This window comes from Streptomyces toxytricini, from assembly GCF_014649915.1.
Classification (GTDB): Bacteria; Actinomycetota; Actinomycetes; order Streptomycetales; family Streptomycetaceae; genus Streptomyces; species Streptomyces toxytricini.
This window is the reverse complement of the sequence record NZ_BMTY01000021.1, coordinates 1-23,067: the sequence shown is the minus strand read 5'-3', so window position 1 is coordinate 23,067 and position 23,067 is coordinate 1. Positions and strand designations below refer to the sequence as shown.

At 72.3% G+C, this 23,067-nt stretch carries 18 protein-coding genes; 13 read left to right on the top strand and 5 right to left on the bottom strand.

Annotation, left to right across the window (positions count from 1 at the left end):
* Positions 1-231: 231 nt before the first annotated feature.
* Together IE170_RS24560 and eccE are read right to left on the bottom strand one after the other, a co-directional pair.
* Positions 232-942, bottom strand: a complete 711-nt coding sequence (locus IE170_RS24560) for a hypothetical protein (protein ID WP_189811623.1) — start codon at positions 940-942, stop codon at positions 232-234.
* Positions 939-2,216: a type VII secretion protein EccE gene (eccE, locus tag IE170_RS24555; protein WP_373299053.1), complete on the bottom strand. Its 1,278-nt coding sequence runs from the start codon at positions 2,214-2,216 to the stop codon at positions 939-941. Before eccE ends, IE170_RS24560 begins: the two co-directional genes overlap by 4 nt.
* Positions 2,217-2,473: 257 nt before the next feature.
* Between eccE and eccB the strand changes: the two genes are divergently transcribed.
* The 4 genes from eccB to IE170_RS24535 all read left to right on the top strand — a co-directional run bounded on the left by eccB (position 2,474) and on the right by IE170_RS24535 (position 6,219).
* Complete coding sequence (gene eccB / locus IE170_RS24550; protein ID WP_189811621.1) at positions 2,474-4,042, top strand: type VII secretion protein EccB; 1,569 nt, start codon at positions 2,474-2,476, stop codon at positions 4,040-4,042.
* 11 nt (positions 4,043-4,053) lie between these two features.
* Entirely contained in the window at positions 4,054-5,310 is a 1,257-nt protein-coding gene (gene mycP / locus IE170_RS24545) for a type VII secretion-associated serine protease mycosin (protein WP_189811620.1), read from the top strand.
* Positions 5,311-5,526: 216 nt separating this feature from the next.
* Positions 5,527-5,862, top strand: coding sequence for a WXG100 family type VII secretion target (locus IE170_RS24540; protein ID WP_125544564.1), 336 nt, complete (start codon positions 5,527-5,529; stop codon positions 5,860-5,862).
* 48 nt (positions 5,863-5,910) lie between these two features.
* Entirely contained in the window at positions 5,911-6,219 is a 309-nt protein-coding gene (locus IE170_RS24535) for a WXG100 family type VII secretion target (RefSeq protein ID WP_125544562.1), read from the top strand.
* Positions 6,220-6,351: 132 nt separating this feature from the next.
* Here the strand turns inward: IE170_RS24535 and IE170_RS24530 are convergent, their stop codons facing one another.
* The gene (locus IE170_RS24530; protein WP_125544560.1) at positions 6,352-6,597 is read right to left on the bottom strand and encodes a DUF397 domain-containing protein; all 246 of its coding nucleotides are present in this window, start codon (positions 6,595-6,597) and stop codon (positions 6,352-6,354) included.
* A gap of 176 nt (positions 6,598-6,773) precedes the next feature.
* Positions 6,774-10,739 carry a type VII secretion protein EccCa gene (gene eccCa, locus IE170_RS24525; RefSeq protein WP_189811619.1) on the bottom strand — a complete coding sequence of 1,322 codons (3,966 nt, stop codon included), beginning with the start codon at positions 10,737-10,739 and terminating at the stop codon, positions 6,774-6,776.
* Positions 10,740-10,879: 140 nt separating this feature from the next.
* On the opposite strand from eccCa, the gene eccD reads away from it, so the two are divergent.
* The 6 genes from eccD to IE170_RS24495 all read left to right on the top strand — a co-directional run bounded on the left by eccD (position 10,880) and on the right by IE170_RS24495 (position 18,171).
* Positions 10,880-12,454, top strand: coding sequence for a type VII secretion integral membrane protein EccD (gene eccD, locus IE170_RS24520; RefSeq protein WP_189811618.1), 1,575 nt, complete (start codon positions 10,880-10,882; stop codon positions 12,452-12,454).
* Positions 12,455-12,626: 172 nt separating this feature from the next.
* Positions 12,627-12,914 carry a 30S ribosomal protein S15 gene (gene rpsO / locus IE170_RS24515; protein ID WP_114054450.1) on the top strand — a complete coding sequence of 96 codons (288 nt, stop codon included), beginning with the start codon at positions 12,627-12,629 and terminating at the stop codon, positions 12,912-12,914.
* A gap of 308 nt (positions 12,915-13,222) precedes the next feature.
* Positions 13,223-15,445 carry a polyribonucleotide nucleotidyltransferase gene (locus IE170_RS24510; protein WP_189811712.1) on the top strand — a complete coding sequence of 741 codons (2,223 nt, stop codon included), beginning with the start codon at positions 13,223-13,225 and terminating at the stop codon, positions 15,443-15,445.
* Positions 15,442-16,821 carry a M16 family metallopeptidase gene (locus IE170_RS24505; protein WP_189811617.1) on the top strand — a complete coding sequence of 460 codons (1,380 nt, stop codon included), beginning with the start codon at positions 15,442-15,444 and terminating at the stop codon, positions 16,819-16,821. The genes IE170_RS24510 and IE170_RS24505 overlap by 4 nt, the downstream gene beginning before the upstream one ends.
* A gap of 116 nt (positions 16,822-16,937) precedes the next feature.
* Positions 16,938-17,693 (top strand): 4-hydroxy-tetrahydrodipicolinate reductase, encoded by a 756-nt coding sequence (dapB, locus tag IE170_RS24500; RefSeq protein ID WP_189811616.1) that lies wholly within the window; start codon positions 16,938-16,940, stop codon positions 17,691-17,693.
* Between the two features lie 16 nt (positions 17,694-17,709).
* Complete coding sequence (locus IE170_RS24495) at positions 17,710-18,171, top strand: tetratricopeptide repeat protein (protein WP_189811615.1); 462 nt, start codon at positions 17,710-17,712, stop codon at positions 18,169-18,171.
* A 50-nt stretch (positions 18,172-18,221) separates the two neighbouring features.
* On the opposite strand, the gene IE170_RS24490 is transcribed toward IE170_RS24495, so the two are convergent.
* Positions 18,222-18,782 carry an SCO5741 family PH domain-containing membrane protein gene (locus IE170_RS24490; protein ID WP_189811614.1) on the bottom strand — a complete coding sequence of 187 codons (561 nt, stop codon included), beginning with the start codon at positions 18,780-18,782 and terminating at the stop codon, positions 18,222-18,224.
* Between the two features lie 250 nt (positions 18,783-19,032).
* Here IE170_RS24490 and thyX point away from each other — a divergent pair, with 250 nt between their 5' ends.
* From thyX to IE170_RS24475, 3 genes are all read left to right on the top strand, one after another.
* A complete protein-coding gene (gene thyX / locus IE170_RS24485) occupies positions 19,033-19,767 on the top strand; it encodes an FAD-dependent thymidylate synthase (RefSeq protein WP_189811613.1) in 735 nt (244 codons plus the stop codon).
* Between the two features lie 248 nt (positions 19,768-20,015).
* A complete protein-coding gene (gene dapA / locus IE170_RS24480; protein ID WP_189811612.1) occupies positions 20,016-20,915 on the top strand; it encodes a 4-hydroxy-tetrahydrodipicolinate synthase in 900 nt (299 codons plus the stop codon).
* A gap of 131 nt (positions 20,916-21,046) precedes the next feature.
* The gene (locus IE170_RS24475; RefSeq protein WP_189811611.1) at positions 21,047-22,732 is read left to right on the top strand and encodes a ribonuclease J; all 1,686 of its coding nucleotides are present in this window, start codon (positions 21,047-21,049) and stop codon (positions 22,730-22,732) included.
* Positions 22,733-23,067: the final 335 nt, after the last annotated feature.

The following is a 23,067-nucleotide window of genomic DNA, read 5'->3' as shown; positions in this document are numbered from 1 at the left end:
TCGTCCTCCTGGTCTGTCGAACACTGGTCCGGCGCCGCTCGGCGCCACGCCCACGCCCAGCCTAATCGGGCGCCGACGCCGGTGTCCGCCCCCGTCGGGCGACGCCCCCGCCCCCTGCCGGTTCCCGCGCCGACGGCCCTGTACCGCGCTGCTTCCGAGGTCTGCCCTTCCCGGCAGGGCCGCTGAGCGGGCGTCACCGAGCCGGCCGGGCGGGGCGGCGTGCGCACGCCGTCAGTCGATGCGGCGGCAGGGTCCGAGGAGGGAGGACTCCTGCTCCGTGCCCTGCGTCATGACGAACTGCCGGTCCCGCGGCGTGCACCACAGCGTCACGCCGTCGCCCAGCGTCGGCAGCGACTCCACCGTCTGCCGGGGCAGGCCCATCAGGCGGCCGATCTGCTCCGCCTCGTCCGGGGAGACCCGCTGGACGCCGACGAGCGCCGAGTTCTGCAGCAGCCGCGGCGCCGTCGGGCTCAGGTACGGCAGCAGCGTCACCACGGACTGCCACGGGCCCGCCACCACCCGCCCGCGCGGCGGCCGCATCCCGCAGTCGCGGATCACCAGCACCGGGCTGCCCGCGGAGGCGCCCTGCGGCGGCACGCGGCCCACGTCGTGCAGCGTCACGCACTGCTGACCGCCGCCGGCCGCCTGCGCCAGCCCGGCCCACGCCTGGGCGCGGCCGGTCTCCACCGCGACGCGCGCCCCGGTGGCGGCCGCGCGCAGCGCGAGCACCTGGGCCGTCCACAGGCCGCCGATCAGCGTCACCTCGTACGGCGTGGGCCGGTTGATGCCGAGCACGGCGGGCCTGCCGTGGGCGTCGACGCCGATGACGACGCCGTCGTCGCCGACCGGCAGGGCCAGCGCGTCGAGGTCCGCCACCGGCACGGTGTGCCGTTCGCGACGCGGGCCGACCAGCCCGAAGCCGCCCCTGACCGTGCTCTTCATCGCGCGCCTCCCAACGGCAGCGAGGCCAGCAGCCCCGGCACCTGTTCGCGGTCGAGCCGTACGAGGCCGGTGCGCACGCCGCGGGCGGTGCGCTCCAGTTCCCGGCGTGCGGCGACCAGTTCCTCGTCGCTGCGGCCCGTCACCCGTACGTGGCCGGTCAGGGTGACGCTCTGCCGCTCGCCCGGCGCCATGGTCAGGCTGAAGTTCGTCGCCAGTGCCTGGAGGGAGGTCAGCAGCGCCACGAACTGCGGCAGGGATGCCGTCCCCGAGCCGCCGAGCTGCGGCCAGCGGCCGATCCAGTACGTGGTGTGGCGCCGGTCGTCGCAGCGCCAGGTGCGGGCCGTCTCCTCGGTGCGCCGTCCGGTGCTCGCCGAGCGGCCCGCCTGCGTGATCGCCCGCGGGTTGGCGCAGGAGGAGGTGGCCAGGGCCGCCGTCAGCTCCTGCTCGGTGAGGACGGTCGCCCGGAACCCGGCCCCCGCGAGCCGGCTCGCCAGCTGGTCCGCGGCGCGGACCACGCAGCGCTGGGCGCCGGCGAGGCCGCCGCCGCGGGCGGCGACCGCCTCGGGGCACAGCTCCGGGTCCAGCTTGAGCGCGATCCACGTCAGCCGTACCGCGGGGGTTCCCGTCTGGGCCTGGAGCGGCGCGTAGTTGCGGGTGGCGGTCGACTGCGCCGGCAGGTGCGGGGCCGGGGCGGGCTGGGTGTGCTGCACGAGCTGCGCCGACTCCAGCCGGATGCCGTCCACGTCGAGGACGTCCCGGACGAGCGAGAGCGGCAGCGGCCGCTCGCCGCGGTCGGGGCGCAGCGCGGTGGCGTCGGTGTCGACCTGGACGACGGCGGTCAGGAAGGTCCCGTCGCCGACCATGCCGACGGGCCGCCGGTCGCGGTCGCTGAACGTCATGGTCCGCAGTGCCGGGTCGGCCTCGACGAGCGGGGCGAGGCCCGGCTCGGTGCCCGCGGGCACCGTGAACGCGGCGGCGCGCCGGCGCCGGGCGCGCAGGGCGAGGGCGCTGCCGATCCACTCGGGCAGGGAGCGCTGGTGGCGGCGTACGACGGCCAGCACGGCCAGGACCAGGGCGAGGACACCCGCGGGCGCCAGCAGCAGGGGCTCGACGACCCAGGCCACCAGCAGTGCGGCAGCGGCCACTTGGAGCAGGACGAGTTGTTGCAATCGGAACGGGCCGAAACGCCCCGGGGTCGACTGCGGATACGGTGTCACCCCGCTGCGTGCGGGTGCCGGAGCACTCGTCTGCGGCTGCGTCGCGGTGGCCATCAGTGGCCCACCTCCCCTTTCCGGGCCGAGACCCCCGTGAGTGCCGGAGCCGCGCGCTGCCCGCCGCATGCCTCCGGAAACCTCCTCAATCCACCCCAACAGGCCCTGTTTACCCCGGTGCGGAAGGCGCTGAGCGGCTGCCTCACCCTACCCGGCCCCTGCGTGTCCTCGGTCAAGAGGCATAGTAGGTCCCCGGTCCGACCATCAAGGCCCGGGGACCGCAGTCGCCGACCGGGCCGTTCGGGGAGAAGCAGACGGTCATGGCATCACGGCGTGATGAACTCAACGCGTACACCTTTGCGAAGCGGCGGACGGTGGCCGCGTTCCTGCAGCCGTCCGCGACGGGCTCCGAGGAAGGCGCCCCCCGTCCGCTGCGGGCGGTCCTGCCCGGCCTGATCGCGGGAGCCGTAGTCCTCGCCGGGTTCGGCGCCTGGGGCATGTTCAAGCCGCAGGCGCCGAAGGGCTGGGACGAGCCGGGCACGAAGGTGCTGGTCGGCAAGCAGTCCACGACCCGGTACGTGGTGCTCAAGACGAAGGTGAACGGCAAGGACCAGACCCGCCTGCACCCGGTGCTGAACCTGGCGTCGGCCCGACTCCTCCTGGACCCGCAGAAGTTCAAGGTCCTCCAGGTCGACGACAAGGTCCTGGACGCGGGCAAGCCGCCCCGCGGCCCGATCATCGGCATCCCCTACGCCCCCGACCGGCTGCCGTCGCCGAAGGACGCGGGCAAGGCCAAGCGGTGGGCGGTCTGCCAGGCGCCCGGCGGCAACGGCAAGAGCGTCCAGACGGCGACCTTCGTCCTCGCCGACCGCGAGGCTGGGATCATGGACGACGAGCGCCGGCTGACGGACGCGCAGATGCTGTACGTGCAGAGCACCGGCGGGTCCAAGGAGCGCTACCTGGTCGACGCGGCGGGCACCAAGTACAAGTTCCCCGAGGGCACCGCCGACGCGGCCAAGATGACGAACGCCCTGGTCGGCACGACGGGCGGCAGCCCGCAGCAGGTCTCCGAGCAGTGGCTTGCCACCCTCAACTCCGGCGACGACCTGGCCTTCCCGCAGCTGCCCGCCCCGGCCGGCACGAAGGCCGACGTACCGGGCCTGGGCACCGGCGACAACAAGGTCGGCATGGTGCTGCGGGCGCAGACCGGCTCCGGCGCGCAGCACTACGTCGTGCTGCCGGGGAAGGTGGCCCCCGTCTCCGACTTCACCGCGTGGCTGCTCATCTCGGCGCCCGCGACCGACGGCCTCAACATGCACGGCAAGGCCCGCGAGGTCGACCTGCAGTCCTTGAACCCCGACCCGGGGGTCTTCAAGGGCGAGACGCGCTGGCCGCAGAGGAAGACCGGCCGCATCAACCAGGCCGGCTCCGGCCAGGGCGCCGCACGCGACACCGTGTGCAACGTGCTGCGCTCGGTCGACGGCCAGGGCGGGCAGACGCTGAGCACCTGGGCGGGCACCGGCTTCCCCGTCGACATCACCGCCAGCGGCACCAGCGCCTACGTCACGCCCGGCTCGGGCCTGCTGTACACGCAGGTGCAGGGCAAGCAGACCACCGCGGGCGGCTCGACGTTCCTGGTCACCGACACGGGGCTGCGCTACGCCGTCCAGGCCAACGGCGACAGCGACGCCGAGAAGTCCAAGATCGGCGCGGCGGACCCGCAGGGGCAGAGCGGCGCCGCGGACGGCCGCCCCGAGGCCAGCCAGGCGCAGATCCGGCTCGGCTACGGCGGCGTGGTGCCGGCGATGGTGCCCATCGCGTGGTCCGAGTTCCTCTCGAAGGGGCCGCGCCTGGACACCAACTCGGCCCGCCAGCCGCAGGGTTCGTGAGGAGGCCGCCGATGACCGCCCACCCCTACCGGCGCAGCGCCCTGCTCGCCCCCGCCCTCGCGCTGGCCGGCCTGTGCTGCGCGGCGGGCCCCGCCGCGGCCGTGGACGCCCCGCCCGCCGCCCCGCCCGCCCCCGTGCTGGGCCTGGCCGGGGCGGGGGAGTGCACGTTCCCGATGAAGAAGCAGATCGCCGACCGGCCCTGGGCCCTGCAGCGGCTGCTGCTCGACGAGCTGTGGGCCCAGACCAAGGGCAAGGACAAGGACGGCAAGCCGGTCCGGGTCGCCGTCATCGACACCGGCGTCGACCGGGTCAACCCGCAGCTCGCGGGGGCCCTCGACGTCGGCGCCGGGAAGGACTTCCTCGACCCCAAGGGCGACGGGACGGCAGACACGGTCGGCCACGGCACCAAGGTGGCCGGGCTGATCGCGGCCCGCCCGCAGAGCGGCACCGGCTTCGTCGGCCTGGCTCCCGAATCGGTCGTCATCCCGATCCGGCAGAACGACGGGCAGGGCAAGGGCAACGCCCTGTCCCTCGCCCAGGCCATCGACCACGCCGTCGCCAAGGGCGCGCACGTCGTCAACATCTCCCAGGACACCGACGCCGCCCTGACCGCCGACTCCGAGCTGGCCAAGGCGGTGCAGCGGGCCCTCGACGCGAAGGTCGTCGTCGTCGCCTCGGCCGGCAACGACGGCATGAGCGGCGAGAAGCGCAAGACCTACCCGGCGGCGTTCCCGGGCGTCCTCGCGGTCGCCTCCTCGGACCGCAACAACGAGCGCGCCGCGTTCTCCCAGCCCGGCGACTTCGTCGGGGTCGCCGCACCGGGCGTCGACATGGTCTCCACCGTCCCCGGCTTCGGCCAGTGCATCGACAACGGAACGAGCTTCTCCGCGCCGTACGTCGCCGGCGTGGCCGCGCTCCTGAAGGCCAAGCACCCGGACTGGACGCCGCAGGAGATCGTCTGGCAGATCCAGGGCACCGCCGAACGGACCGTCAAGGGTCGCGACGACTACGTGGGTTGGGGAGTGATCGACCCGGTGCGCGCCCTCACCCAGGACCACGACCGCCCCAAGGCACCCGTACCGGACCCGGGGCCGCCGCCGGCGGCCGCACCGCAGGCCGCGGCGCTGCACCTGGCGGAGACGGCGCAGGAGCGCCAGGAGCGCCTCGGCACGTACGCTCTGGGCATCGGCGCCGTGCTGGTCGCCGTGACCGCGGCGACGGCGACCGTCGTGCGCGACGCCCGCAGGCGCCGGCGCCGTTTGCAGTGAACGGTCACAGTTCATCGACAGAAGCAGGCCACCGGTGTTGGGGCTGTGACATGAACTGGCTAGAGTGACACCAGGCTTCACGACTGTGATCGGGGGATCGCGTGAGGCGGAGGGGGATTCCCGGGGCGCGCGGCTCGCATCCGCGCCCGGCTCCCCTGCTCCGCCGCCGCGCAGTCCGCCGGTTCTGCCGGCGAATTGAGAAGTGAGGAGCTTCGGATGAGCAACAATTTCGGTCTTGCAGACGATCCGATCGTCCAGGCGAAGAACAAGATCCAGACGACGGCCACCGCCGTCACCAAGCAGGCCCGTGAACTGGCCGACATCCTCGCCACGGTGAGCGCCGGCTGGACCGGTGTCGGTGCGTCCGGGTTCGTCTCCGCCCAGACGGTCGTCAACGAGGACCACGACGAGATCCGCCGCCTCCTCGGCATCCTGCACAACGCGGTCGCCCAGACCAAGAACCTCAGCAACGCGCAGGACGACGACGTGCGCGCCGCGTTCAAGGCCGTCCAGGCGTCCGCCGGCAACACCTCGGGCCTCAACGGCGTCTGACCGCCGCGTCGTCCCCACCAGCTCAAGCCCACCGCGAAGGAGAACACCATGGCGTCCAACGACGGGGCAACCCGGGTACGGTACGAGAGCGTCCAGGAGATGGCCAACCGCATCCGGACCGTCTCCAAGAACATCGTCGACGACCTGGCGGAGATGGACCAGGCCCTCAAGGTCGTCACCGACACCTGGGACGGTGAGGCCCACAAGGAGTACGTCACGCTCCAGGGCAAGTACAAGCAGAAGGCCGACCACATGAAGGACCAGCTGGAGAAGGTCGCCCAGCTGATCGAGCGCGGCAAGGGCGACTACCGCGCCACCGACGTGAAGGCCTCCCGCCTGTTCACCGAGGCCTACTGAGCCTCCCGAGCCCTCCGGCTCACCCGTGAGCCACCCGGCTCCCGATCACACGGAAGGGGCGCGCCCGCAGCGGGCGCGCCCCTTCCGCGCGCATGCCGGCCGGGCCGGCGGCACCGGCGCGCGCGGCTGGTGTCAGTGCGGTCCCCGGTCGAGGTCGAACTCCCCGTCGCGGGCGCCGAGCACGAAGGCCTCCCACTCGGCCGCGGTGTAGCGCAGCACCGTGTCCCGGTCGAGGGAGGACCGCATGGCCACCGCGCCCTCGGGGAGCCGGGCGATCTCCACCCGCTCCTCGTCCGGGCTCGTCCCGGGCGGGCCCTCCCACTCCACGCCGCTGATGTCGAGCGCGTACAGCTCGTCCTTCTCCTGCTGGGTGCCCATTGCGCGGCCTTTCCGTCGGCTCCTCGGCCATCTTCCGCTGCCGATTATCGGTGCCCGCGGGGGCCCCGGGGACCCTTTCCGGCCGATCTTCCCCCGCCGGGACCGCGAGGACGGGGCCGCAGCGCAGCGGGGCCGGGCCCCGCAGGTGCGGAACCCGGCCCCGGCGTACGGCAGCGCTACGCCCCCGGCATCCGGCCCAGCTGGACCAGCGAGGTGCCGCGCTTGCGGGAGGAGAAGTACGCCCGGCCCGGCGGCATCGGCCGCGGCCGCACGTTCCCGATCAGGTCGCCCTCGGACGGGTCGCCCGACAGGACGACGCCCTGCGCGCCCAGCTCCTTGATGCGCTGCATGAACGGCTCGTACAGCGAGCGGGAGGCGCCCGCCGAGTTCCGCGCGATGATGAAGCGCACGCCCGTGTCGCGGGCGAACGGCAGGAAGTCCACGAGCGGGGCGAGCGGGTTGCCCTGGCTGGTGGCCACCAGGTCGAAGTCGTCGATGATGATGAACACGTCGGGCCCGGTCCACCAGCTGCGGTCCCGCAGCTGCTGCGGGGTGACGTCGTCCGGCGGCTGCCGCCGCGAGAACACCCCGCCCAGTGCCTCCATGTGCATCTGGAGGGAGCCCGCCATCGGCGCGTACTCCAGCAGGTGCTCCTCCGGCAGCGCCCCCAGCAGGGTGCGCCGGTAGTCGCCGACCACGAGCCGCGCCTGGTCCGGGGTGTACCGCTGGGCGATCTGCTGCGCGATCAGCCGCAGCAGGTTCGTCTTGCCCGACTCGCTCTCGCCGAAGACGAGGAAGAACGGGTCGGTCTCGAAGTCGACGAACACCGGCTCCAGGGCGGTCTCGTCGATGCCGATGGCGATCCCGCGCCCGGGGAACTCCGCGCCGCCCGGCAGCTGGTCCGCGTGCAGCAGCCGCGGCAGCAGCCGCACGCCCGGCGCGGCCTGCCCGGCCCAGTGCTGCTTGACCGCCGAGACGAAGGCCGCCGTGGCGTCCGAGAGGGTCTCCGGGTCGTGCGAGCCGTCGATCCGCGGCAGCGCGCCCAGGAAGTGCAGCTTCTCCGGGACCTGTCCGCGGCCGGGCATCCCCGTCGGCACGTTCGCGGCGACCTTCCGGTCGAACTCGGAGTCCATGACGTCGCCGAGCCGCAGCTCCAGCCGGCCCAGCATCTGGTCCTTCAGCGCGGCCCGCACCTCCATGTAGCGGGCCGCGGTGATGACGACGTGGATGCCGTAGCCCAGACCGCGCGAGGCGATGTCCGTGACCACCTGCTCCAGGCCCTCGTACTCCCCGCGGAAGCCGCCCCAGCCGTCGATGACGAGGAAGACGTCGCCCCACGGCTCGCCGGGCAGCTCGCCCGCGGCCCGCTTGCGCCGGTAGGTGCCGATCGAGTCGATGTTGTGCGCGCGGAAGAACTCCTCCCGGCGGTTGAGGATCCCGCCGACCTCGGCGACCGTGCGGCGCACCCGCTCCGGGTCCAGGCGCGAGGCGATCCCGCCGACGTGCGGCAGCTCCGCCACCGCCGACATGCCGCCGCCGCCGAAGTCGAGCCCGTAGAACTGCACCTCGCGCGGGGTGTGGGTCAGCGCGAACGAGGAGATGAGGGTCCGCATCAGGGTCGACTTGCCCGACTGGGGGCCGCCGACGACCATCATGTGGCCCGCCGCACCCGAGAAGTCCCGGTACAGCACCTCGCGCCGCTGCTCGAACGGCTTGTCGATGAGCCCGAGCGGCACGACGAGCCCGCCCGGCCGCGTGTACCCCTCCGCGTGCAGGCCCCGCTCCGCCGACGGCGCGAGCGCCGGCAGCAGCTGGTCGAGCGGCGGGGCCTGGTCCAGCGGCGGCAGCCACACCTGGTGGGCCGGCACGCCCTGTCCCTCCAGCCGGCTCACGATGACGTCGAGCACCGTGTCGGCGAGGGCGTCGTCCTCCCGCTCCGGCTGCTCCGCCAGGTACGCCGGGTCCGGCGCCGCGTACACCACCGGCACCGGGGCCGCCGTGAACAGCGCGGGCCGCCTCTCCACCGGGAACCGGCCCACCGACAGGTCGGGCCCGCCCGAGCGGTAGGTGCCCGAGACGTACGCCGCCTTGAACCGCACCATCTCGTCGGTGCCGAACTTCAGGTAGCCCGAACCGGGCACCGACGGCAGGTGGTAGGCGTCCGGCACGCCGATCGCCGTGCGCGACTCGGCCGCCGAGAACGTCCGCAGGCCGATGCGGTACGACAGGTAGGTGTCCAGCCCGCGCAGCTTGCCCTCCTCCAGGCGCTGCGAGGCCAGCAGCAGGTGCACGCCCAGCGACCGGCCGATGCGGCCGATCTGGATGAACATGTCGATGAAGTCGGGCTTCGCCGTCAGCAGCTCGCTGAACTCGTCGATGACGAGCACCAGCGAGGCCAGCGGCTCCAGCGGGGCGCCCGCGGCGCGCGCCTTCTCGTAGTCGTGGATGTTGGCGTAGTTGCCCGCCGCGCGCAGCAGCTCCTGGCGGCGCTGCAGCTCGCCGCGGATCGAGTCGCCCATGCGGTCGACGAGGGTCAGGTCGTCCGCCAGGTTGGTGATGACCGCCGCCACGTGCGGCATCTGGCCCATGCCGGTGAACGTCGCACCGCCCTTGAAGTCCGCGAGGACGAAGTTCAGCGTCTCCGAGGTGTGCGTGACCGCCAGGCCCAGCACCAGCGTGCGCAGCAGCTCCGACTTGCCGGAACCGGTCGCACCGACGCACAGGCCGTGCGGGCCCATGCCCTCCTGCGCGGCCTCCTTCAGGTCCAGCATGACGGGCGCACCGTCCTCGCCGACGCCGATCGGCACACGCAGCCGCTCGCCGGCCGACCGCGGCCGCCAGGTCCGCGCCACGTCGATGGAGGCGGCGTCGCCCAGGTTCAGCAGGTCGGTGAAGTCCAGGTTCGCCAGCAGCGGTTCGTCGTCGTCCCCGCCGCCCGTGCGCATCGGGGCCAGCTGCCGCGCCAGCGCCTCCGCCGCCGGCAGCGACAGGGTGTCCGGGACGCCCTCGTAGGCGATGCCGCCGCCCGACTCCAGCCGCAGCTTCCCCGGCCGCACCGTGACCGACAGCCCGCCGCGCGGCTCGTCCAGCTCGCCCGCGACGACCTCGACGATGGTGACGCCCTGCAGGCCCTCGGGCGCGGCGAACGCGGAGTCCGGCGGGACGAGCCCGCCGCGCGAGTCGGCGTCGAGGACGATGACCAGGTGCGGCTGGTCCAGTACGGGGGAGACGTCCCGGCTGAACCGCGGCCGGCCGTCCAGGCGCGGCGCCAGCAGCTGCTCGACCTCGGTGATGTCGTCGCCGAACAGCCGCTTGTTGCCCGCCCCGTCGACCTGCCCGGGGACCTGGGTGTGCGGCAGCCACTTCACCCAGTCCCACGCCTTGACGGCGCCCGGCGCGGCCACCACGGCCACCACCATGTCGTCGGGGGAGTGCAGCGTCGCCAGCTGCGCCACCATCGCGCGGGCCGTACCGCGCGCCGACTCGGGCTCGCCGGACACCGTCACGTGGTAGAACGCCCGCATCGAGACCGCCACCGGCAGCCCTTCCAGCGAGGAGTGCACCTTCAGGAAGCGCTGCATCGCGCCCGCCGTCAGCGGCTCCAGCTCGTCCACCGGCGCCGTGTCCGGCGCGATCAGCGGCGTCGCCAGGCGCTGCGCGCCCAGCCCCAGCCGGGCCTGCGCGAAGTCCTCGTCGCCCACGCGCCGCTCCCACAGCCGCGATCCCTCCGCGACCACCGACCACAACTGCTCGGGCGCCGGGTGCAGGTAGAGCTGAGCGTCGCGCTGCAGCCGCCCGGTGCGCCGCACCTGACGGCGAGTCTGCGCCAGGTACTTGAGGTAGTCGCGCCGGACATCGGCCATTTGCCCCTGCGTACCGCGCCGGTGGCGCACCAGCTGTGCCACCACCATGGCCACCGTCGAGACCAGCATCAGCACGCCCATGATGCGCATGAACGGCGCGGCGCCCGGCATGAAGAAGAAGACGACGGACGAGCCCATGCCGAGCATCGGCAGGAGCTGCATCAGCATGCCCTCCTGCTGGCCCCGGGGGAGTTCCGGCGGAGCCTCCAGCCTCAGCTCGTCCGAGGGGACTTCGGGCGGCAGGGACCGCGGCGGGCGTTTGACGACGATCTGACTCACCGGAGCATCAATCCCTCGAAAACGGACGGGACGCTGCTGCCGGCGCCCCAAGTCCCGGGCGCGAAGGGGCTCTCCCCCGCGCGACGGTGATCCTACTTGCCGACTGTCGTACGCACTCCCGGTAGGGTGGCCCGCGCAGTATGCGCATCCGCGAATCCGCCAGGGCAGCGGGTCGCTCCCGCTCCGCCAACCAGGGGGTCCCACAGGTGAGTACGGCCGCAACGACGGGCTTCTGCAGGGTCACCGTCGTGGCTCCCGACAGCCGCATCGACGTCGCCCTCCCCGAGGACATAGCCGTCGCCGACGTCTACCCGGAGCTGCTGCGCCTCACCGGCCAGACGCAGCCCGTCGGCGCCCCCACCGGCTTCCACCTCGTCCGCCGCGACGGCACCGTCCTCGACGGCGCCCGCACCCTCGCCGCCCAGCAGGTCCTCGACGGCGAGGTGCTGAGCCTGCGCCCCTTCGCCGAGTCGCTGCCGCCCGCCGTCTTCGACGACGTCTCCGACGCCGTCGCCTCCGCCGTGGTGCGCGACCGCCACCGCTGGCACGACGACATGCTGCGCGGCGCGGGCCTCGCCGGCGCCGCCGTCCTGCTCGTCCTGCTCGGCTTCGTCCTCTGGTACGCCGACCCGGTCCGCCACGACATGCACGGCCTGCCCGGCATCATCGCCGGCGCCGCCGGCCTCCTGCTGACCGCCGCGGCCGGCGTCCGCGCCCGGGTCTACGGCGACCGCGGTTCCGCGGTCGCCCTCGGCCTCGGCGCCCTGCCGCACCTGCTGATCGCCGGCTCCGGCATCATCGCCCCCGCGGCCGGCCAGGGCCCCGGGCGCCTGCAGTTCCTGCTCGGCTGCGTCTGCGTCCTCGTCGCCTCCGTCGCCCTGGTCGCCCTCACGCCCAACGGCGACGCCCCGTTCGTCGCGGCGACCTTCCTCGCCGCCACCGGCACCCTCGCCACCTTCGGCGCGATCCTCGCCGAGGCCTCGGCCACCGCCACCGCAGCCGTCTGCGCGCCCGTCGCCATCGGCCTCGTCGCCTTCCTGCCCGGCCTCTCCGCCCGCTTCGCCCGCCTGCCCGTCGGCTACGCCGCCCCGCAGAGCGCCGTGGAGGTCTACGAGAGCCCCGACCGCTACGACACCGAGCCGTACGGCGACCCGGCCGGCCCCGACCAGGGCGAGCCCGCCGCCGCCCCCCTCGACGCCGACGCCATCGCCACCCAGGCCCGCCGCGGCCACGAGATGCTCCTCGGCCTCGTCGGCGGCTGCTCCGCCGTCGTCGTCGGCGCAGCCGTCGTCCTCGGCTTCTCCGACAACACCTGGGGCCGCCTCCTGGCCCTGGCCGCCGGGCTCGCCATGCTGCTGCGCGCCCGCCTCTTCCGCTACACCTCCCAGGTGGTGTGCGCCCTGGCCGCCGGCCTCGCCGCGATCTCCCTGCTGATCCTCGGCATGGCCCTGAACCCGCCGGCCGACCTCGTCATGGAGCTCACCCGCTTCCACGACCGCGGCGGCCTGGACCTCCGTACGATCTGGCTTTCGGCCGCCGTCGCCGCCGGCGCGGCACTCCTCGCCGGAATTGCACTGGTCATCCCCCGCAAGGGTCTGTCACCCTTCTGGGGGCGCACCCTGGACCTCACCGAGGCCGCCGTCCTGCTCAGCCTGGTCCCGCTGGCCCTGGCCGTCCTGGACGTCTACGCCCGGGCCCGCTCGCTCACCAGCTGAGACCGGCCCGGACGGCACCTGGTACGCTGTGTGACGGCCGTTTGTGTACGCGTCCGCCGGATCCCCCGGGATCTGCGGACTGCGCCCAGCGGACCCCGCCTCCCGAGTTACGGAAGATCCCCAGAGACTACGACCTGGGGCACTCGGTGGCCACGAAAACCAAGGAGAACGCGTGCCGCTCGACGCCGCTACGAAGAAGCAGATCATCGCTGAGTTTGGTACCAAGGAGGGCGACACCGGCTCCCCCGAGGTCCAGGTGGCGATGCTCTCGAAGCGCATCTCGGACCTCACCGAGCACCTGAAGTCCCACAAGCACGACCACCACTCCCGCCGTGGTCTGCTGATCCTGGTCGGCCAGCGCCGCCGCCTGCTGCAGTACCTGGCCAAGAAGGACATCCAGCGCTTCCGTACGCTGGTCGACCGCCTCGGCATCCGCCGCGGTGCGGCCGGCGCCAAGTAAGTCGCTGTGAGGGGAGCGGTTCCCGCCTTTCGGGGGACCGCTCCCTTTGCTGTACGCGCCGCTGTGCGTGCGCGCCGTACCGGACGCTTTGTAGTCTGGACACAGCCGCTCAGTGCACCTGCGCACAACTGAAGAGGAGGAGCGCCCTCCCAGGCCGCCGGTCCTCGGTAGTGGTACCCGGAACGCCCGCCGGGCGCCGAACCGGGTACTTCGATCGAAGACCGGCCCGCACGCAAGGAGCGCTTCTCCACAACCGTCCGCAGCCACACGGGCCACGGACGGAGACGACGAAAATGGAGAAAACGCTAGTGGAGAACGAGACCCACTACGCCGAGGCCGTCATCGACAACGGCACCTTCGGCACCCGCACCATCCGCTTCGAGACGGGCCGCCTGGCCCGCCAGGCCGCCGGCTCCGCCGTCGCCTACCTGGACGACGACACGATGGTGCTGTCCGCCACCACCGCGTCGAAGAAGCCCAAGGACCAGCTCGACTTCTTCCCCCTCACGGTGGACGTCGAGGAGCGCCAGTACGCGGCCGGCAAGATCCCCGGCTCCTTCTTCCGCCGCGAGGGCCGCCCCTCCGAGGACGCGATCCTCACCTGCCGCCTGATCGACCGCCCGCTGCGCCCCTCCTTCAAGAAGGGCCTGCGCAACGAGATCCAGGTCGTCGCCACGGTCATGGCGCTCAACCCGGACCACCTCTACGACGTCGTCGCGATCAACGCCGCGTCCGCGTCGACCCAGCTGGCCGGCCTGCCCTTCTCCGGCCCGATCGGCGGCGTCCGCGTCGCGCTGATCAAGGGCCAGTGGGTCGCGTTCCCGACCCACAGCGAGCTCGAGGACGCCGTCTTCGACATGGTCGTCGCGGGCCGCGTCCTGGAGGACGGCGACGTGGCGATCATGATGGTCGAGGCCGAGGCCACCGAGAAGACCATCGCGCTGGTCAAGGGCGGCGCCGAGGCGCCGACCGAGGAGGTCGTCGCGGCCGGCCTGGAGGCCTCCAAGCCGTTCATCAAGACCCTGTGCAAGGCCCAGGCCGACCTCGCCGCCAAGGCCGCCAAGCCCGAGGGCGAGTTCCCGGTCTTCCTGGACTACCAGGACGACGTCTACGAGGCCCTCGCCGCCGCGGTCAAGGGCGAGCTCGCCCAGGCCCTGACCATCGCGGGCAAGCAGGACCGCGAGGCCGAGCTGGACCGCGTCAAGGAGCTCGCCGCCGAGAAGCTCCTCCCGGCCTTCGAGGGCCGCGAGAAGGAGATCTCCGCCGCGTACCGCAGCCTGACCAAGGCCCTGGTCCGCGAGCGCGTCATCAAGGACAAGGTCCGCATCGACGGCCGCGGGATCACGGACATCCGCACCCTCGCCGCCGAGGTCGAGGCCATCCCGCGCGTGCACGGCTCGGCGCTGTTCGAGCGTGGCGAGACCCAGATCCTGGGCGTCACCACCCTCAACATGCTCCGCATGGAGCAGCAGCTGGACACCCTCTCCCCGGTGACCCGCAAGCGCTACATGCACAACTACAACTTCCCGCCGTACTCCGTCGGCGAGACCGGCCGCGTCGGTTCCCCGAAGCGCCGCGAGATCGGCCACGGCGCGCTCGCCGAGCGCGCGATCGTGCCGGTCCTGCCGACCCGCGAGGAGTTCCCCTACGCGATCCGCCAGGTGTCCGAGGCCCTCGGCTCCAACGGCTCGACGTCGATGGGCTCGGTCTGCGCCTCCACCATGTCGCTGCTGAACGCCGGTGTGCCCCTGAAGGCCCCCGTCGCCGGCATCGCCATGGGCCTGATCTCCCAGGAGATCGACGGCAAGACGCACTACGTCGCCCTCACCGACATCCTCGGTGCGGAGGACGCCTTCGGCGACATGGACTTCAAGGTCGCCGGCACCAAGGAGTTCGTCACCGCCCTCCAGCTCGACACCAAGCTGGACGGCATCCCGGCCTCCGTCCTGGCCGCGGCCCTCAAGCAGGCCCGCGACGCCCGCCTCCACATCCTCGACGTGATGATGGAAGCGATCGACACCCCGGACGAGATGTCCCCCAACGCCCCGCGGATCATCACCGTCAAGATCCCCGTGGACAAGATCGGCGAGGTCATCGGCCCCAAGGGCAAGATGATCAACCAGATCCAGGAGGACACCGGCGCCGAGATCACGATCGAGGACGACGGCACCATCTACATCGGTGCCGCCGACGGCCCGGCCGCCGAGGCCGCCCGCGCCACGATCAACGGCATCGCCAACCCGACCATGCCGGAGGTCGGCGAGCGCTACCTGGGCACGGTCGTGAAGACCACCACCTTCGGTGCCTTCGTCTCCCTGCTCCCGGGCAAGGACGGCCTGCTGCACATCTCGCAGATCCGCAAGCTCGCCGGCGGCAAGCGCGTGGAGAACGTCGAGGACGTGCTCGCGGTCGGCGCCAAGGTCCAGGTCGAGATCGCCGAGATCGACCAGCGCGGCAAGCTCTCCCTGATCCCCGTGATCGAGGGCGAGGACGCCGCCGACGACGCCGACAAGGACGACTCCGACAAGTGACGTCGCGTAGTTCCCGTGCGACGGCCCGCCCCTCCTCGGAGGGGCGGGCCGTCGCCCGTACCCAAACCCTCCTCAAGGGCGACAACGGCATCGGCACCGTCCGGCGCACCGTCCTCCCCGGCGGACTCCGCATCGTCACCGAGACGCTGCCCTCCGTCCGCTCCGCCACCTTCGGCATCTGGGCGCACGTCGGCTCGCGCGACGAGACGCCCGCCCTGAACGGCGCCACCCACTACCTGGAGCACCTCCTCTTCAAGGGCACCCGCAAGCGGACCGCCCTCGACATCTCCTCCGCGATCGACGCTGTCGGCGGGGAGATGAACGCCTTCACGGCGAAGGAGTACACCTGCTACTACGCACGGGTGCTCGACACCGACCTGCCGCTCGCGATCGACGTCGTCTGCGACATGCTGACCGGCTCGCTGATCCGCGAGGAGGACGTCGACGCCGAGCGCGGCGTCATCCTCGAAGAGATCGCCATGACCGAGGACGACCCGGGCGACTGCGTGCACGACCTGTTCGCGCAGACCATGTACGGGGACACCCCGCTCGGCCGCCCCGTCCTCGGCACCGTCGACACGATCAACGCCCTCGGCGCCGACCGGATCCGCCGCTTCTACAAGAAGCACTACGACCCCACCCACCTGGTGGTGGCCGCCGCCGGCAACGTCGACCACAACAAGGTCGTCCGCCAGGTCCGCGCCGCCTTCGAGAAGGCCGGGGCACTCGGACGCACCGACGCCGAGCCGATCGGCCCGCGCGGCGGCGCCCGCCGGATCCGCACCGCCGGCCGCGTCGACCTCGTCGGCCGCAAGACCGAGCAGGCCCACGTCGTCCTCGGCATGCCCGGCCTCGCCCGCACCGACGAGCGCCGCTGGGCGCTCGGCGTGCTCAACACCGCCCTCGGCGGCGGCATGTCCTCCCGCCTCTTCCAGGAGGTCCGGGAGAAGCGCGGCCTGGCCTACAGCGTCTACTCGTACACCTCCGGCTTCGCCGACAGCGGCCTCTTCGGCGTGTACGCCGGCTGCCGGCCCAGCCAGGTCCACGACGTGCTGGGCATCTGCCGCGCCGAGCTCGACAAGGTCGTCGCGGAGGGGCTGACGGACGAGGAGATCAAGCGGGCCGTCGGCCAGCTGTCCGGCTCCACCGTCCTCGGCCTGGAGGACACCGGCGCGATCATGAACCGGATCGGCAAGAGCGAGCTGTGCTGGGGCGACCAGATGTCGGTCGACGAGATGCTGGGCCGGATCGCCGCCGTGACCCCGGACGACGTGCGCGCCGTCGCGCAGGACGTCCTGGCCCAGCGGCCGTCGCTCGCGGTGATAGGACCGCTGAAGGAGAAGCAGGCCGCCCGCCTCGACGAAGCGGTGGCCTGAGACGTGCGCGGCGGGGACGCCGGCCGCAGCAGCCCCGCCCGGGGCGGCCGGCCGGCGCCCCGCCCGCAGCCACGGCGGCCCGGCCGCCACGACCAGGGGAAGCGAAGGAAGCACGCATGAGCAGCAAGCTGCGGGTCGCCGTACTCGGCGCACAGGGCCGCATCGGGTCCGAGGCCGTCCGCGCCGTCGAGGCCGCCGAGGACATGGAACTGGTCGCCGCGCTCACCCGGGGCGACAAGCTGGAGACGCTGGCCGAGACGGGCGCCCAGGTCGCCGTCGAGCTGACCACCCCGGCCTCCGTGATGGGCAACCTCGACTTCTGCATCCGCCACGGCATCCACGCCGTCGTCGGCACCACCGGCTGGACCGACGACCGCCTCGCCCAGCTCCGCGGCTGGCTGGCGGGCTCGCCCGAGACCGGCGTCCTGATCGCCCCGAACTTCTCCATCGGCGCCGTCCTGACCATGAAGTTCGCCGCCCAGGCCGCCCGCTACTTCGAATCCGTCGAGGTCGTCGAGCTGCACCACCCGAACAAGGTCGACGCCCCCTCCGGCACGGCCACCAGGACGGCCCAGCTCATCGCCGCCGCCCGCGCCGAGGCCGGCTGCGCCCCGCAGCCGGACGCCACCGCCACCGCCCTGGACGGGGCGCGCGGCGCGGACGTCGAGGGCGTCCCGGTGCACGCCGTCCGCCTGCGCGGGCTCCTCGCCCACCAGGAGGTGCTCCTCGGCGGCGAGGGCGAGACCCTGACCATCCGCCACGACTCCCTGCACCACAGCAGCTTCATGCCGGGCATCCTGCTCGGCGCGCGGCGCGTGGCGACCACCCCGGGCCTGACCTTCGGCCTGGAAAACTTCCTCGACCTCGGCTGACGAGCAGGCAACACCCATGCGCGCGAAGATCACCTACCTCATCACGGCCGCCGTGCTGGCCGTCTACTTCGTCCTGGTCGGCAGCCGGGGCCTGCTGCTGATCCGGCAGGGCACCTGGCTGACCGTCGCCTTCGGTGCGGCCGTGCTCGTCCTGCCGGTCATCGGCGTGTGGTTCCTTTGGATGAACACGCGCTTCGTGACCCGGGCCAACCGGCTTGCGGCCGAGCTGGAGGCCGAGGGCGGCCTGCCCGTGGACGAGCTGGAGCGGGACGAGTACGGGCGGATCCGGCGGGACTCCGCGGACGAGGTCTTCGCGCGCCGCAGGGCCGAGACGGAGGACGAGCCGGGGGACTGGCGCAACTGGTTCCGCCTCGCGGTCGCCTACCACGACGCCCGCGACACCCCGCGGGCCCGCAAGGCCATGCAGCGAGCCATCGCCCTGCACGACAAGAAGCCCGTGGGGGCCTCCCAGCGGTAGCTGGGGGAGGGCCTGACCCGTACGGGCTCCGGCCCTGCGTGCGCGGCGGCTCAGGCGGGCACGGCCCGGGACTCGTCGGCCCAGGCGGCGACCATGTCGGCGGCCCGGTCGAAGGCCTCCCCACGGGAGAGGAAGTCCGCGTTCCGGTCGGTCGTCAGGACCACGGCGGCGCCGTCCCGCACGCCCGCCGTCAGGGCCTGGCCCTGCACCGTCCGCGGCAGCCCCAGCCAGCGCACGGGCTGCTGCACCGTCCGGATCTCCGTGATGTCGCCCCAGGCGAGGGTGCGGGTCGTGAGGAGCCCGACCCGGCGCAGCCCGGTCCGGCTCACCCGGACGCCGGCCATCAGGATCCGCAGGGCGAGCGCGATCACGCCGAGTGCCGCCGCGAGGCACACGGCCGCGCCGCCCCAGGTACCCGCGAACGCGATGATCATCGTGGCGAGCAGCATGAACGCCGACAGCAGGAGCAGCACCGCCGAGCCGGCCACCCGCCAGGGCCCGGGCCGGTAGGGCCGCCGCCACCTGTCGCGGTCGTCGTGCGCGAGGGGGGCGTCGTGGTCGTCGTCTTGCGCGTCGAACGCGCCGTCGGCCGTCAGGAAGGGCAGGGGCACGGCGGGACCTCACTCACATGCACGTTCGGGTTGGGCTTGTCCGTGAGGCTACCGCCCCGCGGAGGACCCGGACTGCTGCGACGTGGCGGACGCGTGCTCCGGCCGGAGCGCCTCGGCGCCCGGCAGCAGCGGGGCGGCGAGCCCGGCCGCGCTACCGCCGGCCCGAGGCCCCCGCTCGTGGTCCGGGCGCCCGCCGCCGCGCCGTAGAGTGGTCGCGCCCCCTGGAAATCCCGCGACCTGGAAGGACCTCGTGAGCGAGACCTCCGAGCTGAAGATCGACTTCCGAAGCGATGTGACCGTCGATCTGGTGAAGCACGCCGCCTCGGACTCGGACGTGCTGTGGGCCGCCCGCGTGTCCACGGCCGGCGAGCAGTCCCTGGAAGAGCTGCAGAAGGACCCGGAGCGGTCCAAGGGCCTGATCAACTACCTGATGCGGGACCGCCACGGCAGCCCCTTCGAGCACAACTCGATGACGTTCTTCATCAGCGCCCCGATCTTCGTCTTCCGCGAGTTCATGCGGCACCGCGTGGGCTGGTCCTACAACGAGGAGTCCGGCCGCTACCGCGAGCTCCAGCCGGTCTTCTACGTGCCGGACGCCGAGCGGAAGCTGGTCCAGGAGGGCCGTCCGGGCAAGTACGTGTTCGTCGAGGGCACCGAGGAGCAGCTGGCGCTGACGGGCCGGGTCATGGAGGACTCGTACCGCCGGGCCTACGAGGCGTACCGGGAGATGCTGGCCGCGGGCGTGGCCCGCGAGGTCGCCCGCTCGGTCCTGCCGGTCGGACTGTTCTCGTCGATGTACGCCACGTGCAACGCGCGCTCCCTGATGCACTTCCTGGGCCTGCGCACGCAGCACGAGCTGGCGACCGTGCCGTCGTTCCCCCAGCGGGAGATCGAGATGGTCGGCGAGAAGATGGAGCAGCACTGGGCCGCTTTGATGCCGCTGACGTACGCCGCGTTCAACGCCAACGGCCGGGTCGCCCCGTAGCGGAGCCGCCTCCGCACAGGGCAGATGGGCTGATGCGCACACATGTGCCAGCTCAAGTCCGAAGTGTCCGTATTGCGACGTTTCGGAAAGTTCATCTAGGCTGATCAAACGGACCCGGCACTGCTTGAACCCCCGAGCAGGCAGTGCCGGGCTCCTCCACGCACCTCCCGGCCGCCGCCGGAGGCGCGCACCCCCTTCACGTCCCCCGAGGGGACACCGCGACCATGGCAGCGAGTAGCGTGTTACCCATGGCTCCGATCTCGACTCCGCAGACCCCCTTCGGGCGGGTCCTCACCGCCATGATCACGCCGTTCACGGCCGATGGCGCACTCGACCTCGACGGCGCGCAGCAGCTCGCCGTCCACCTGGTGGACGCAGGCAACGACGGCCTCGTCGTCAACGGGACCACCGGCGAGTCCCCCACCACCACCGACGCGGAGAAAAACGACCTCGTACGAGCCGTCCTGGAGGCCGTCGGAGACCGGGCCCACGTCGTCGCCGGCATCGGCACCAACGACACCCGCCACACCGTGGAGCTGGCCCGCCAGGCCGAGCGCACCGGAGCCCACGGCCTGCTGGCCGTGACCCCGTACTACAACAAGCCGCCGCAGGAGGGCCTCCACCGGCACTTCACGGCCGTCGCCGACGCGACGGGCCTCCCGGTGATGCTCTACGACATCCCCGGCCGCAGCGGCGTCCCGATCGACACCGAAACCCTGGTGCGCCTGGCAGAGCACCCCCGCATCGTCGCCAACAAGGACGCCAAGGGCGACCTGGCCGCCGCAAGCTGGGCCATCGCCCGCAGCGGCCTCGCCTGGTACTCCGGCGACGACATGCTGAACCTGCCGCTGCTCTCCGTGGGCGCCGTCGGCTTCGTCTCCGTCGTCGGCCATGTCGTCGCACCCGAGCTCCGGGCCATGCTGGAGGCCCACACCGCGGGCGACGTCCAGAAGGCGACCGAGATCCACCAGAAGCTGCTCCCGGTCTTCACCGGTATGTTCCGCACCCAGGGCGTGATCACCACCAAGGGCGCGCTGAACCTCCGGGGACTGCCCGCCGGCCCGCTGCGCCTCCCGCTGGTCGAGCTGACCGCCGAGGAGACGGCCCGGCTCAAGATCGATCTTGCCGCCGGCGGGGTACAGCTCTGACAACGGACTTCACAACTGAATAGCAAGACCGGAAACAGACACAGACACATGCACGTGCACGCCTGCACGACTGACATGCCCGCCACGCGCCTGACGAGACGGCCCGTGGCGCGCGTGGTGAGGAGAGACTTTTGAGCCATCCGCACCCTGAGCTCGGCCCGCCGCCGAAGCTTCCCCAGGGCGGCCTGCGCGTCACCCCGCTGGGCGGCCTCGGCGAGATCGGCCGCAACATGACCGTCTTCGAGTTCGACGGCCGGCTGCTGATCGTCGACTGCGGCGTGCTCTTCCCCGAGGAGGAGCAGCCGGGCATCGACCTGATCCTGCCGGACTTCACGTCCATCCGGGACCGCCTGGACGACATCGAGGGCATCGTCCTCACGCACGGCCACGAGGACCACATCGGCGCGGTGCCCTACCTCCTGCGGGAGAAGCCGGACATTCCGCTGATCGGTTCGAAGCTGACGCTCGCGCTGATCGAGGCGAAGCTGCAGGAGCACCGCATCCGCCCCTACACCCTGGAGGTGAAGGAGGGGGACCGGGAGAACCTGGGCGTCTTCGACTGCGAGTTCATCGCGGTGAACCACTCCATCCCGGACGCGCTGGCCGTCGCCATCCGCACGCCCGCGGGCCTGGTCGTCGCCACCGGCGACTTCAAGATGGACCAGCTCCCGATGGACAACCGGCTGACGGACCTGCACGCGTTCGCGCGGCTGAGCGAGGAGGGCATCGACCTCCTCCTGTCGGACTCGACGAACGCCGAGGTCCCGGGCTTCGTCCCGCCGGAGCGCGACATCTCGAACGTGATCCGCGGCGTCTTCGCGGGCGCGCAGCGGCGGATCATCGTGGCGAGCTTCGCGAGCCACGTCCACCGCATCCAGCAGGTCCTGGACGCCGCGCACGAGTACGGCCGCCGGGTCGCGTTCGTGGGCCGCTCGATGGTCCGCAACATGGGCATCGCCCGCGACCTGGGCTACCTGCGCGTTCCGCAGGGCCTCGTCGTGGACGTCAAGACGCTGGACGACCTGCCGGACGACGAGGTCGTGCTCGTCTGTACGGGCTCGCAGGGCGAGCCGATGGCCGCCCTGTCCCGCATGGCGAACCGCGATCACCAGATCCGGATCGTCCCCGGCGACACGGTGATCCTCGCGTCGTCCCTGATCCCCGGCAACGAGAACGCGGTCTACCGCGTGATCAACGGCCTGACCCGCTGGGGCGCCAACGTCGTGCACAAGGGCAACGCCAAGGTGCACGTCTCGGGCCACGCCTCGGCCGGCGAGCTGCTGTACTTCTACAACATCTGCAAGCCGAAGAACCTCATGCCGGTCCACGGCGAGTGGCGCCACCTGCGCGCCAACGCCGAGCTCGGCGCGATGACGGGCGTCCCGAAGGACCGCATCGTCATCGCCGAGGACGGCGTGGTCGTCGACCTGATCGACGGCAAGGCCCGGATCTCCGGCAAGGTCCAGGCGGGCTACGTGTACGTGGACGGCCTCTCGGTCGGCGACGTCACGGAGACCTCCCTGAAGGACCGCCGCATCCTCGGTGAAGAGGGCATCATCTCGGTCTACGTCGTGGTGGACAGCACCACGGGCAAGGTCGTGAGCGGCCCGAACATCCAGGCGCGCGGCTCCGGCATCGAGGACTCCGCGTTCACCGCGGTGCTCCCGAAGATCGAGGAGGCCATCGCGCGCGCCGCCGCCGACGGCGTCGCCGAGCCGCACCAGATCCAGCAGCTCATCCGCCGCACCGTCGGCAAGTGGGTCTCGGACGGCTACCGCCGCCGGCCGATGATCCTCCCGGTCGTGGTCGAGGTCTGACGCCCGGACCAGCACAATCACCGGAGCGGGGCAACCGATTTGCATCGGGGGCCCCGCTCCAGTACGTTTACGGCTCCACCCCGCACCGAACCGCGGCACACACCTGTGCCCGGACGGGCATGCGGGCGGGTGGGAATCAGCACCGGGGAAACCTGATAAAGTCTGACCCGCCCGAAAGGGAAAGGCCCTCCAACGGCCACAGAATTCGAATCCGATCCGGAAACGGCGCGGAAATGATCTGGTAAGGTTGGAATCGCTGGAAAGGGAAAGCGCGAAAGCGAAAACCCCGGAAAGCGAAGCGCGAAAGACTCTGATAGAGTCGGAAACGCAAGAAC

Coding starts and splice junctions, on each gene's coding strand:
- IE170_RS24560 (WP_189811623.1), bottom strand. CDS start 942: ATGAAGAGCACGGTCAGGGGCGGCTTCGGGCTGGTCGGCCCGCGTCGC.
- eccB (WP_189811621.1), top strand. CDS start 2,474: ATGGCATCACGGCGTGATGAACTCAACGCGTACACCTTTGCGAAGCGG.
- mycP (WP_189811620.1), top strand. CDS start 4,054: ATGACCGCCCACCCCTACCGGCGCAGCGCCCTGCTCGCCCCCGCCCTC.
- IE170_RS24540 (WP_125544564.1), top strand. CDS start 5,527: ATGAGCAACAATTTCGGTCTTGCAGACGATCCGATCGTCCAGGCGAAG.
- IE170_RS24535 (WP_125544562.1), top strand. CDS start 5,911: ATGGCGTCCAACGACGGGGCAACCCGGGTACGGTACGAGAGCGTCCAG.
- IE170_RS24530 (WP_125544560.1), bottom strand. CDS start 6,597: ATGGGCACCCAGCAGGAGAAGGACGAGCTGTACGCGCTCGACATCAGC.
- eccD (WP_189811618.1), top strand. CDS start 10,880: ATGCGCATCCGCGAATCCGCCAGGGCAGCGGGTCGCTCCCGCTCCGCC.
- dapB (WP_189811616.1), top strand. CDS start 16,938: ATGAGCAGCAAGCTGCGGGTCGCCGTACTCGGCGCACAGGGCCGCATC.
- IE170_RS24495 (WP_189811615.1), top strand. CDS start 17,710: ATGCGCGCGAAGATCACCTACCTCATCACGGCCGCCGTGCTGGCCGTC.
- dapA (WP_189811612.1), top strand. CDS start 20,016: ATGGCTCCGATCTCGACTCCGCAGACCCCCTTCGGGCGGGTCCTCACC.